Annotated in this window: 10 protein-coding genes; 5 read left to right on the top strand and 5 right to left on the bottom strand. The window is 60.4% G+C overall.

Annotated features, from left to right (window positions below; translation table 11 throughout):
- Positions 1 to 120: 120 nt before the first annotated feature.
- Entirely contained in the window at positions 121 to 1,170 is a 1,050-nt protein-coding gene (gene selD, locus BUC36_RS02900; protein ID WP_073271260.1) for a selenide, water dikinase SelD, read from the top strand.
- 95 nt (positions 1,171 to 1,265) lie between these two features.
- On the opposite strand, the gene BUC36_RS02895 is transcribed toward selD, so the two are convergent.
- The 3 genes from BUC36_RS02895 to BUC36_RS02885 all read right to left on the bottom strand — a co-directional run bounded on the left by BUC36_RS02895 (position 1,266) and on the right by BUC36_RS02885 (position 3,815).
- On the bottom strand, positions 1,266 to 1,655 hold the full coding sequence (locus BUC36_RS02895; protein WP_073271258.1) for a ribonucleotide reductase subunit alpha: 390 nt from the start codon (positions 1,653 to 1,655) through the stop codon (positions 1,266 to 1,268).
- 304 nt (positions 1,656 to 1,959) lie between these two features.
- Positions 1,960 to 2,580: a class I SAM-dependent methyltransferase gene (locus BUC36_RS02890; protein WP_073271256.1), complete on the bottom strand. Its 621-nt coding sequence runs from the start codon at positions 2,578 to 2,580 to the stop codon at positions 1,960 to 1,962.
- Between the two features lie 266 nt (positions 2,581 to 2,846).
- Positions 2,847 to 3,815, bottom strand: a complete 969-nt coding sequence (locus tag BUC36_RS02885) for an alpha/beta fold hydrolase (RefSeq protein WP_073271254.1) — start codon at positions 3,813 to 3,815, stop codon at positions 2,847 to 2,849.
- A gap of 281 nt (positions 3,816 to 4,096) precedes the next feature.
- Between BUC36_RS02885 and BUC36_RS02880 the strand changes: the two genes are divergently transcribed.
- The 4 genes from BUC36_RS02880 (at position 4,097) to BUC36_RS02865 (ending at position 9,781) form a co-directional block, all read left to right on the top strand.
- Positions 4,097 to 4,579 (top strand): Lrp/AsnC family transcriptional regulator, encoded by a 483-nt coding sequence (locus BUC36_RS02880; protein WP_073271252.1) that lies wholly within the window; start codon positions 4,097 to 4,099, stop codon positions 4,577 to 4,579.
- Positions 4,580 to 4,632: 53 nt separating this feature from the next.
- A complete protein-coding gene (megL, locus tag BUC36_RS02875) occupies positions 4,633 to 5,817 on the top strand; it encodes a methionine gamma-lyase (RefSeq protein ID WP_073271250.1) in 1,185 nt (394 codons plus the stop codon).
- Positions 5,818 to 5,966: 149 nt separating this feature from the next.
- Positions 5,967 to 8,675, top strand: coding sequence for a pyruvate dehydrogenase (acetyl-transferring), homodimeric type (gene aceE / locus BUC36_RS02870; RefSeq protein WP_073274485.1), 2,709 nt, complete (start codon positions 5,967 to 5,969; stop codon positions 8,673 to 8,675).
- A gap of 266 nt (positions 8,676 to 8,941) precedes the next feature.
- The gene (locus BUC36_RS02865) at positions 8,942 to 9,781 is read left to right on the top strand and encodes a 23S rRNA (adenine(2030)-N(6))-methyltransferase RlmJ (protein ID WP_073271248.1); all 840 of its coding nucleotides are present in this window, start codon (positions 8,942 to 8,944) and stop codon (positions 9,779 to 9,781) included.
- 49 nt (positions 9,782 to 9,830) lie between these two features.
- Here the strand turns inward: BUC36_RS02865 and BUC36_RS02860 are convergent, their stop codons facing one another.
- Both BUC36_RS02860 and BUC36_RS02855 read right to left on the bottom strand, forming a co-directional pair.
- The gene (locus BUC36_RS02860; RefSeq protein WP_084535530.1) at positions 9,831 to 11,663 is read right to left on the bottom strand and encodes a M14 family metallopeptidase; all 1,833 of its coding nucleotides are present in this window, start codon (positions 11,661 to 11,663) and stop codon (positions 9,831 to 9,833) included.
- 119 nt (positions 11,664 to 11,782) lie between these two features.
- Complete coding sequence (locus tag BUC36_RS02855; protein WP_234994872.1) at positions 11,783 to 12,274, bottom strand: DUF1810 domain-containing protein; 492 nt, start codon at positions 12,272 to 12,274, stop codon at positions 11,783 to 11,785.
- Between the last annotated feature and the right edge of the window lie 6 nt (positions 12,275 to 12,280).

Raw genomic sequence — 12,280 nt, 5'->3', positions numbered from 1 at the left:
ACGCGGTTACTACCGTCAGCCTCTGTGGCTTTCTGTGACCTCGCCACCGGCCACCTTTTGTGTTGGCGGCAGAATTCGTATGATAGCGGCTCCAATCCAAATCGAAGGCCTCCAGCGGTTATGAGCGAGACCGTCAAGCTTACCGAATACAGTCACGGCGCCGGTTGCGGCTGTAAGATTTCCCCTGCCGTGCTGGATGTGATCCTGCAGAGCCAGCTGCCCGCCGAGCCGTGCGCGGCGGGTGACCGCCTGCTGGTGGGCAACGGCTCCCGCGACGATGCCGCCGTATACGATATCGGCGGCGGCCAGGCGGTGATCAGTACCACCGATTTCTTTATGCCGATCGTGGACGATCCCTTCGATTTCGGCCGCATCGCCGCCACCAACGCTATCAGCGATATCTACGCCATGGGTGGCAGGCCGCTAATGGCCATCGCCATTCTGGGGTGGCCGATCAATGTGCTGCCGGCCGAGATCGCCCGTGAGGTGGTGGATGGCGGCCGCCAGGCCTGTCGCGAGGCCGGTATTCCGCTGGCCGGTGGCCACAGCATCGACGCGCCGGAGCCGATCTTCGGCCTGGCGGTGACCGGCTCCGTGGCCATCGAGCAACTCAAGCGCAACGACACCGCCGAGGCGGGCAACCGGCTCTACCTGACGAAGCCCCTGGGCGTGGGCGTGCTGAGCACCGCGCAGAAGCAGAAGAAGCTGCAACCGGAACACGCCCACCTGGCCCGCGACAGCATGTGCCTGATGAATAGCATCGGCGCCGAGCTGGCGCAGATCGACGGTGTGCGGGCTATGACCGATGTCACCGGTTTTGGGCTGCTGGGACACCTGGCGGAAATGTGCGAGGGCAGTGGCCTCTGCGCCCGGCTCGAATATTCCGCGGTGCCGGTGATCGAGGCGGCGCGGCACTACCGTGCGCTGGGCTGTGTGCCCGGGGGCTCCGGGCGCAATTTTGACAGCTACGGCCACAAGGTTGGTGCACTAAGTGAAGAACAGCAACAGCTGCTGTGCGATCCGCAGACCAGTGGCGGCCTGTTGCTGGCGGTTGCGCCGGAGGCCGAGGCGCGCGTGCAGGCACTGCTGCGCCGCGACGGCTTCGGCATCGAGCCGATCGGTGAACTGCTGGCACAGGACGGTGCCAAGGCGCTGATTACGGTGGTGTGAGGCCTGCTGCCCGAAGAAACGCAGGGCGGGGCTGATGACCGCACGCGCCGGCTTGCAGTAAGCCGGCGCGCGGAGGTCAGGCGGGCTGCTCGCGGTTAGCGCGGCATCATTTCAATCTGGTTTTCTTCCCGGTCCAGAATCAGGTAGCGGGAGAGGTCCTGCCCCTGCATCAGGTCATTCGCCATCTTGTTCAACAGCGGCTCGGCCTCCTCGGTGGTCGGCGCCTGGCCGTTCTCCCCGTTCAGGCCGGCGATCAGGATCATGTTCCAGCTGGTGTCGATCCCGTCGGCTTCGGCGATGAAGTCGGCAAAGCTGGAGAGTTCCTCCGGCAGCTTGTCCACACACATCACCGGTGTGATGGCTCCCTTGGCGGTGGACTTCTTCGGGTTGTTGTTGCGCTCTGCCTTTGCCAGCAGGAACAGCAGTCGCTGCGGCTGGGGCTGGTTCTGGGCGGCTTCGATTAGTTTCTGGAAGTTGGATTGCATGGGCTTCCCCGCTATTTGACTCGCGGCAAGCATAGCCGTCATCGCCGCGGTTGGATTGATCTCGATCAAGCGTGTTGAGACGCCAGCGGCGACCGCATCCTACCTGAAATCGTTCTAATGCTAGCCAGTTTTCCGGCTGGCTGGTAATGAGGCCAGCCGTCGAGGGGTGGGTGCTGGACCACTATTCCTTCGGCAACCAGCGCAGTACAGCTGCGTCTGGCACTGCAGGCGCGCAATTTACCAGTTTGTTATTTAACTTCCATACCCCGGAATTTCAGTTCCTTGCCATTGGGGGTAGCCTTGCTTATGCACACTTCCGGGCAACGATAAAAATCGATCCTTTCCCCGGCTGCCATTCGAGCTCGAGGTTAAAGCCTGCATCGACCAGTTTCGAGACGAAACCCTGCCTGGTAAAGCGATTCACATAAGGTGCGAGGTTCACGAACTGCATAACGGGAATCAACCATCTCCAATAGAGGGCAATTTCATCGATCAGCGCGGTGCTGGATACGAAGACGCCGCCCGGCTTCAGTAACTCGTGCACTCGTGTAATCGTGATATCCACGTCTTCGAGGAGATGTAGGACGTTGAGGCCCAGAATGGCATCAAAACTTTCTGCTGCCAGATCGAGGCTATCCAGTGTGCCCTGGTGAAAACTGATGTTTTCAATGCCTGCTGCCCTTGTCTTCCGGCTGGCAATATCCAGCATCTTGTCCGATATATCGGTGGCGATAATATGCTTGACGTGGGGCGCGTGGATAATTGCCGTACTGCCAGTGCCGCAGCCGAACTCTAAGACAGACCAATCCGGTCGGAAGTACTCCTGCGTGAGTGCCAGTTTCTTTTGGTAAGTTTTCTCATCCCGGATCTTGCTTTTGGCGTATCGAGGTGCGGTTTTGTCCCAAAACGCTTTCGAATCCTTCACTTATCTATCCTTCCTTGTTTTTATGACTAATTGCTTTTATGAGTAATTGCTTCCGTGATTCACGCATGGCGATGCCGGCTTGTACAGCCTGGTCCGGTTATGTGCCACTTCGAGTGCGATGAAACGAATCACCGTATCGAAATATTAAATTACCTGTTGTTGCAGCAGCGGCAGCCGACTTGTTGCATTTAGTTGCTACTTTTCAAAGCACTCAGACAAGTTACCAAAATTACAAGCGTATCCTCTGGGGTCAATCAGGCCAACGGTCAGTGGCCGATCAACGCAAGAAACTCGGCAATCTTGCGATTGACCAACTCCGGCTCCTCCTGCCCGAGCCAGTGTCCGGCCTTGATCACTTCATTGATACGCAGGTCACTGCAGCGCTCGTGCATGTCCAGACCGATGCTGTCGGCGTAGCGGTTGGTCCAGTCCTTGCTGCCGGTCAGGTACATGGCCGGCACGGTGATGGTGTGTCCATCCCGGTCGGCGGTGCGCTGCCAGGTGCGTTCGAAGTTGCGGTACCAGTTGAGTACCGGCTCGAAGCCGTGGCGCTGGTAGCGGCTGGTAATGTAATCGAGGAAATCCTGCGGCATATAGTCCGGGCGCCGTGCCGGCATGGTGATGCGTTCCAGCAGGCCCTGGTCGCCAGCCTTCTGCCCGAGCAGGTCAAAATGGCCGGTGAGGATCGCTTCCAGTGATTTTCCTTTGTCACGGTTCAGGGCCTCGTGGGCGGCGGCGTTCTGGAAATCGATGATGTAGAAATAGTTATCGCCCATCTGCCGCTTCAGCGCGCTTAAAGTGTCGGTCTGCCCGCGCCCGAACCAGGGCACGCTGAGGCCGCCGACGCCCTTGATGCGCTCCGGGTGCAGCCAGGCGGTATGCCAGGCGACGATACAGCCCCAGTCGTGGCCGATGATCACGCCGCGCTCCTGATCGTAGGCGTCGAGCAGGCCGATCACGTCCGCCGCCAACTCCACGGTATCGTAGGCGGTGATGTCCTCGGGGGCGTCGCTGTCGCCGTAGCCGCGCATTTCCGGTGCCACGACCCTATAGCCCTGGTCGACAAGAAACTTGATCTGCGGTCCCCAGCTGGCCCAGCACTCGGGAAAGCCGTGCAGCAGGAACACCAGCGGACCGTCGCCGGCCTCGGCGACATTCAGGTGGATGCCGTTGGTGGCTATGCGGCGCAATCGGATTCCGTACTGCTCCAGTCCGTAGGGCAATTGATGGCTCATCGCTGCTCCCTTCGTTTTTGTTCTGTTCCATTGATTCCGGTCAGGGTAATCGTTTGGGCCGATTGGCAAAAGTCTGCCTTGGTGACGTAATGGGCGCGATGGTCGGCCGCGAGTCTCTCCCGAAGCAGCCCTCGGCAACCCCCGATCCCGCCTAACAATCGGCAAGCCCGCTCAGTCGGCAACGGAATATTCTTCGCTCTCCCTCGCGGATCCAGCTTGCGAATTAATAATATTCGGAATAATGTGGTAATTGCCTAATTTAAATCCGTAAAGGTTGCTCAATGTTAAACTCAGTTTCGTCGCTGGATCGCACGGATATTACCATCCTGCGGGTCCTCCAGGCCGATGGGCGGATCAGCAATGTGGAATTGTCTGATCGCGTGCACCTGTCGCCACCAGCCACGCTGGCGCGGGTCAGGCGGCTGGAACAGGAGGGCTATATCAGCGGCTACGCCGCAATGCTCAATCGGGAAAAGCTGGGCCACGACAACCTGGCCCTGATCGAGATTGCGCTGGAGCTGCACCAGCACGAACGCATCGCCGAGGTACTGGATCGCCTGGTGGCCATGCCGGAAGTCCTCGAGTGCTATCACGTTACCGGTGAGTACGACTACATGATCAAGGTCTCCACCGTGAACAACCGCGCACTCGACCGCTTCATCGCCACGCGACTGATACCTCTGCCGGGCATCGCCCGGATCCATACCAGCATCGTGTTGAAGGTACTGAAGCAGACGACACAGCTGGACTTGCCGGAACCCTAGATGGGCCGCACATGTGTGGCTCATCGGATTAATAACGATAAGTAGAGGCACATATGTGGGAATCTAAGAACATCGAAACCAATACCATCCACGGTGGTAAGAAGTCTCAGGGCGAACACGGACCGCTGTCGACGCCGATCTACCAGACGTCGACGTTTGTCTTCGACGATGTGCAGCAGGGCGCGGACCGTTTTGCCGGTGACGCCCAGGGCCATATCTACTCCCGCCTGGGCAACCCGACCGTCGATGAGCTGGAAGCGCGCATGGCCGTGCTGGAGGAAACCGAGGCGGCGGCCGCTTTCGGTTCCGGGATGGGTGCGGTGTCCGCGGCGGTTTTCGGCCTGCTGAAAGCCGGCGACCACCTGATTACTTCCCACCGCCTGTACGGCTGCACCTTTGCGCTGTTCAATCATCAGCTGCCCGCGTTTGGTATCGAAGTCAGCTTCGTGGATCTGGCGGATGCGCAGGCCGTGCGCGCGGCTATTAAGCCGAATACCAAAGTGATTTACGGTGAGACGCCGATCAACCCGTGCCTGACGGTGATCGACCTGGATTCCATCGCGGCGATCGGCCAGGAACACGGCATCATCACCGTGATCGATAACACCTTTATGTCGCCGATCCTGCAGCGCCCGGCGACCCACGGCATCGACCTGGTGCTGCACTCCGCCACCAAGTACCTGAACGGCCACGGCGACGTAGTGGCCGGCATTCTATGCGGGCCCAGCGCGCTCATCGATCACATCAAGATGACCACGCGCAAAGACATGGGTGCGGTAATGAGCCCCCACGATGCGTGGCTGGTGATTCGCGGCCTGAAAACCCTGCACCTGCGCGTGCAGCGCCACTGTGAAAATGCGCAGGTGGTGGCCGAATACCTACAGGGCCACGGCGCCATCGAGAAAGTCTACTATCCCGGTCTGCCGGATCACCCCGGCTACCGCCTGCTCGGCACGCAGATGCAGGGCGCCGGTGGCGTGATGGCTTTTGAGCTGAAATGCAGCTTCGAGCAGGCCGTGGCGTTTATCAACCAGCTGAAGATGTGCAAGCGCGCGGTCAGCCTCGGCGACGCCGAGACGCTGATCCAGCACCCGGCATCCATGACGCACTCCACCTATGCACCCGAGGAGCTGGCGGAGGCGGGTATTTCCCGCACGCTGATCCGGCTGGCGGTCGGCCTGGAAAATGCCGAGGACATCAAGGCGGACCTGGATCAGGCCCTGGTCACTATCCTCTGATAGTCAGCCGCTTTATTCCTGACAATAAAAATATCGCCATCGCAGGGCGGGCCCCGGGCAGTATTGAACGCGCTTTCAATCTTGCCCGGGCCCCGACTGCGATGTGGCTTTTCCGATAAAAACCGAACCGGTAATTGCGCATCGTGAATATGCAAGTCAGCCCGCACGACTTCATTGGGGATCAGGATTTAGAACTGCAGGAATGGCTGGAATCGCTGGACGATATCCTGCGCTACCAGGGCGCCGACCGCGCCCAGGAGATATTGCGGTCGCTACAGGAGCGCCTGGTCAGGCGCGGTGTGCCGCTGGACGAGGCACCGCTGAATACTCCCTATCGAAACACGATACCGCTTTCCGAACAGCCGGCTTATCCCGGTAATCTTGAGATGGAGCAGCGGATCGAAAATATGATCCGCTGGAATGCTATCGCCATGGTGTTGCAGGCCGCCGATAGCGGCACCGGTGTGGGCGGTCATATCGCCACCTATGCCTCCACCGCCACTATGCTCGAGGTGGGCTTCAATCATTTCTTCCGCTGCCGCGACGCGGACTACGGTGGTGATCTGCTCAACGTCCAGGCCCACGCGGCGCCCGGTATTTACGCGCGCGCTTTTCTGGAGGGGCGGCTCAGCGAACAGCAGTTGCGGAATTTCCGCCGCCAGCTGCAGCCGGGTGGCGGTCTGTCGTCCTACCCGCACCCGCGGCAGATGCCGGACTTCTGGCAGGCGCCCACCGCTTCCATGGGACTCTCGACCCCGTCCGCCATCTACCAGGCGCGCTTCGCCAAATACCTCGAAGCCCGGGGACTGAAGCCGGACAACGGCGGCAAGGTCTGGAACTTTATCGGTGACGGCGAGGCGGACGAACCGGAAGTGCTGGGCACCATCAATATCGCTTCGCGGGAAAATCTCGACAACCTGGTGCTGGTGGTGAACTGCAATCTGCAGCGCCTGGATGGCCCGGTGCGCGGCAACGGCAAAATCATCCAGGAACTGGAGCGCAGTTTCCGCGGCGCCGACTGGCAGGTGATCAAGGTGGTGTGGGGCAGTGGCTGGGACACGCTGCTGCAGAATGATCGCAACGGTGTGCTGCAGAAACGCATGGACGAAACTCTCGACGGCGACTATCAGCTGTACTCCACCCGGCCCGGCGGCGCCCAGCGCGAACACTGGGTGGAAAACTCGCCCGAGTTACAGGCCCTTATGAGCAGCCTGACCGATGAAGAGGTCAGGGAGATCAAGCGCGGCGGTCAGGACCCGAAAAAGATCTATGCCGCCTTCGCCCGGGCCGCGCAACGTAGCGGCAAGCCGACGGTGATACTGGTCAAGACGGTGAAAGGGGACGGTCTCGGTGACTCGACCCAGGGCAAGAATACCGCCCACCAGCAGAAACAGTTTTCCACGCAAGAGCGCATCAGCATCGGCAGGAAGCTCGGCATTCCGCTCGCGGACGAGGAGCTGGCGCAGGCCGACTTCTTCTGTCCGGCGGAGGGCTCCGAGGAGCTGCGCTATCTGTGGGAAAAGCGCAGCGCGCTCGGCGGCGGTATGCCGTACCGCCGGGTGGATTGTCCACCATTGAAGGCGCCGGACGGCGCACTGTTTGCTGAGTTCAATAAGGGCAGCGGCGATCGCGCGCTTTCCACCACCATGGCGGTGGTGCGCATGATGGCCAAGCTGATCAAGGACAAGAATGTCGGCAAGTACATAGTGCCGATTGTCCCGGACGAGGCGCGCACCTTCGGTATGGAGGCACTGTTCCGCGAGGCGGGTATCTACGCCCCCGGTGGGCAGAAGTACCTGCCGGTGGACGCCGACAGCCTGTTGCCGTACCGCGAGAAAGCCGACGGGCAGATTCTGCAGGAGGGTATCTGCGAGGCGGGTGCGATGGCTTCCTTCCTGGCCGCCGGTACCGCCTATGCCAACCACGGCGTGCCGACGATACCGCTGTATATCTTCTACAGCATGTTCGGCTTCCAGCGGGTGGGGGACATGATCTGGGGCTGCGCCGACAGCATGTGCCGCGGCTTCCTGCTCGGCGGCACGGCAGGCCGCACCACGCTGAACGGCGAGGGCCTGCAGCACCAGGACGGCCATTCCCTCATCCTGGCATCGACGGTGCCGAATATGCGCAGCTACGACCCGGCCTTTGCCTACGAGCTGGCGATACTGCTGCGCGACGGCATCGAGGTGATGTACGAGCGGGGCGAGCCGGTCTTCTACTACATCACCGTCTACAACGAGAACTATCCGATGCCGGCGATCCCCGCAGAACAGGCGCGCATCGAGGAGGGGGTGAAAAAGGGCATTTACCTCTTCCGCCCGGCGGACAGCGCCGAACGCGCGCAGCCATCGGTGCAGCTGTTCGGCAGTGGCAGCATTATGCAGCAGGTGCTGGCAGCCCAGGCACTGCTCGCCGATCGCGGTATCTCCGCGGACGTGTGGAGCGTGACCAGTTATACGGAGCTGGCGCGGGATGCGGAGCGGGCAGAGCGCCTGAAGCGGATGCAGCCCGAGGAGCAGCACACTTCCTATCTGCAGCAGGTGCTCGGCTCAGTAGCGGGCCCGATAGTGGCCTGTAGCGATTACATGCGCGCACTGCCGGCGAGTATCGCGCGCTGGGTGCCGGGGCACTATGTTCCGCTGGGGACCGACGGCTTCGGGGTGTGCGAATCCCGGCAGCACCTGCGCAAGCACTTCGAGGTGGATGCACCCAGTATCGCCTACGCCGCGCTCGCGGCACTGTGTGAGCAGGGTCAGATCAGTGCAGACAGGCTCCGGCTGCTGGGCGATGAACTGGGCGTCTTCGATGGATTTCCCCGGGCGGCAGAAAGCGAGTTTCTCGGTGAGGTGCAGGCCTAGGCGTCGCTACAATCGAACGCCGCCAGATACTGGGCCGGTGTCTGCTCAGGGGCCGATAGTCAGAGCTGGCCTGTGTAGGTCTGTCCGACCGGGTGCGCTGGCGTCTGCAAAATTTTGTTTACACCACCTCAACAGCGGAATAGATTACGCGCGAGATCCCTGGTGAGCCGGCTTGCGGCCCGTCCCCAAGGGCTACTCTCCACAGCCGCGATGGCCCGCTCGGGTCACAGGCCCGATTGACTTCCCGAGATCATCCAGCCGGTCCCATGCTCAGTTATCGCCACGGTTTTCACGCCGGCAATTTTGCCGATGTGTTGAAGCACCTCGTGCAGGTGGAAATCCTTACCTACCTGCAGAAGAAAGACAAACCTCTCGACTATATCGATACCCATGCGGGCGCCGGTCTTTATCGCCTGCGCGACGCTCTGGCGGCAAAGAATTGTGAATATGCCAATGGCATTGGGCGCCTGCTGCCCGGTGATCCCGGCCTGCCGGCGCTGCGGCCTTACTTAAAGCAAGTGCTGGCGCACAACCCGGCTGGCCCGCTGCAGGTTTATCCGGGCTCGCCCGCCATTGCCTGCGGCATGCTGCGCCCGCAGGACAAGGCCTGGTTGTACGAGCTGCACCCGAGCGATGTCGAGCAGCTGCGCCGGGCCTGCAGTGGCCGAAATGTATATATCCGCGATGAGGACGGCTTCAAGGGACTCGCCGCGCTGCTGCCGACGCCGTCGCGCCGGGCCCTGGTACTCATCGATCCGCCCTATGAGTTGAAACAGGACTACCAGCGCGTGGTTGACGCGCTCAAGCTGATCCATCGGAAAATGCCGACCGCCACCGTGGCGCTCTGGTATCCGGTAGTCGAGCGCAGGCGTATCGACCAGCTGGAGCAGCAGATCATTGCCTCCGGTATTCGCCGCGTCGAACAGTTCGAGCTGGGTATCTGTGCCGACACCGACGGCCATGGCATGACCGCCTCCGGCATGATCGTGGTAAATCCGCCGTGGACACTGAAAGCCACCATGGACGAGCTGCTGCCGTCACTGGCAAGGTTGCTCAGCGAGGATGGCCGGGAGTATCTGCGGATCCAGACTTTGGTAGGGGAATAGTCGGTAGGGCCCCGGCCGGTTATCCGGCCGGGTTTCCCGTAACGGGCCGTTAGTATTTCATCAGCACCGGATACTTCAGATAGGCCTGGTCGTAGTAGGGGCTGCGCTCGTAGAAGAAGTTCATGCGCGCCCTGGGATCCTCGGCAAATGCCTTGTCCTGCAGGCGCTGTTCAAACTCTTTTTTCAAGGCCGGGTTCTGCTCCAGCATTCGTTCTGCCAGCGGTACCAGCGCATAGGGCTCGTAGTATTCGGTGCGCTGGAATATCTGGTTGAAGAATCCCCACTGGAAGAAGGAATCCGGTCCGCGCGGATCCAGCAATGCCACGGCGAGGCGGCCCAGCGGCTGGTCGGTGCTGATCTCCACATAGTCAGCGAGCGGCACCTCGACCTGATCCTCCTTGAATTCTCCACTGACGCGGAAGTGACCCTCGAAGGGGCTGTCCGCGAATTTGTGGTTGTCGACGCTAAACCGGGTCAGCTTGGCGGTTTGGCCTTTGGGCTCACTGACTTCGATGCCGTGGGTTTTCAGGCGCTCCAGCACCAGCTTTTCGTTCTTCGGCAGGTAGAACGCCCTGGGCACGCGCACTTCCACCGCTTTTACGTCGTCGACAAACACCGGCAGGCCGGGGTAGTCCTTGGCTTCGCCGAGCCATACGACCTGCTCACTGCCGGTGATCGGGTTCTTTTCCTTCCGGTAGGCGATGCCCTTGAAGGGTTCTTCGGCGTATACGGTTAGATCGGGTTTTTCGTTGCTGCCCCACGCCAGTACCTGGTTTTCCGGGCGGCGCTGCCGATCGCTGGTGATGGCCTTGCGGATTGTCTCTCCGTCCTCCGCCAGTGCCCTGAGTCCGGCCTCAATAAATACATAGGTGCCCAGTACCCGCTGCCGATAGGGTTTCAGCGAATGGTTTTCCACCAGCACCGTGGGGGTGTGGCGCAGGTCGCCGAGACCATTGGAGAAGCGCGGGCTGGCGGTCCAGTGGCTGATGCCGTCGGCAAAGTTCTGTGAATTCACGCCGAAGATCAGCGGTCCGGGAATATGGCCGGCGGCTGTCAGTGCGGTATCGAGCCTGTCCTGCAGGCTGGATTTGAGCCACTGGGCGATAGCCGGCGAGTCGCTGGCGAAAGCGCCGTTGTAGCCGAAGGTAATATCGTACTGATAGTCCTCGCCGTCAGTGACGTGGATATCCAGGTACAGTTCCGGCTGGTAGGTATTGATCACCTCCATCACCGCGCGCAGCTCAGGCGTGTCGAGCTTGCTGTAGTCGCGATTGATATTCAGGTTGTTGCCGTTGGTGCGCCAGCCGGCGTTATCCGGGCCGCGCTGGTTCATGCGGGTATAAAGGTCGGCGCGCTCGTGACCGTCCACATTCAGAATCGGGATAAGCAGCAGGTTCACGCGCTCGATCAGTTGGCGCAGTTCCCGATCGCCGTTCACGTAATCGCGCAACAGCATCAGGCTCGCATCCTTGCCATCGATTTCGCCGGAGTGGATACCGGCCTGTACCAGCAGGGTCGGCTTGCCGTTGGTCTTGGGATCGCTGCCGCCCGCGGTGAGTGTCACCAGCTGCACCTTGCGCCCGCCGGTTGAGCTGCCGATATCCTGGGTTTTTATATCCGGGTTGGCCTTGGCCAGGCGATCGATGAAGGCGCGGGTCTGTTGATAATCGGGGGTGGTACTGAAACCACCGGCCTCTGCGGGCGTCACCCAGTCACCCTCGCTCACGATCAGTTGTTCGGACTCTCCCTGCCACGGCAACAAGGTCGGCAGTGGCGCCTGTAGTTGGGGCGCACTATAAGCTGAATGCGAGACCAGAAACGCGGCGACCAGCATGTACTGGGTGAAAAGAGGGGAGTTTGCGCACTTAATTCTTTTTATCATGAAGGCTCGTTTCCAAAACACATTGAGGAACTAATCTTAAAGCTTAAGCGCCTGCATGATATTGAAATTGCGCTTGCAGCGCATCTCATACGAAGCACGCCTGATTGAACGAATGGATTTCAGGATTGATCGAGGTCGTTGATTATTTCGAGTGAGCGCGAGTCCGGCTGGCCGTCGTAATATTTGTTCAGCACCCGATCGAACACACTGCTTCCATCTTCTACGACGGAAAACAGCGTCATCGAGGAGCGGAGCTTTATATCGTCCGGGCTGCCCATGATTTCATGCGCCGACCTGCCTTCCACCTGCAGCAGTTGTTCACAGCAATCTTTCAATCTGGGGCCGAGGACTGGGTGATCAAGATAAGCGCGCGCCTCTTCGAGATCCTTGATGGCATAGCGCTGCGCCATGGCGCTGTGCCCCAGGCCGCGGAATTGCGGAAAGATATACCACATCCAATGGGAACGTTTTTGTCCGGCAGAAAGCTCTGCCAGCGCCGCATCGTAATTGTGGCTCTGGGCTTCGACAAAGCGCTGCAGGTCAAATGGGTCGCTCATTTCAAGTCCTGGTATTGCCACGAATTTGCCGGTTAATTGGGTGCCGCACTTCATGCAAAG

This window comes from Microbulbifer donghaiensis (assembly GCF_900129095.1).
Taxonomy (GTDB): Bacteria; Pseudomonadota; Gammaproteobacteria; order Pseudomonadales; family Cellvibrionaceae; genus Microbulbifer; species Microbulbifer donghaiensis.
The sequence above is the reverse complement of the archived record's forward strand: the minus strand, read 5'-3'. Positions and strand labels throughout refer to the sequence as shown.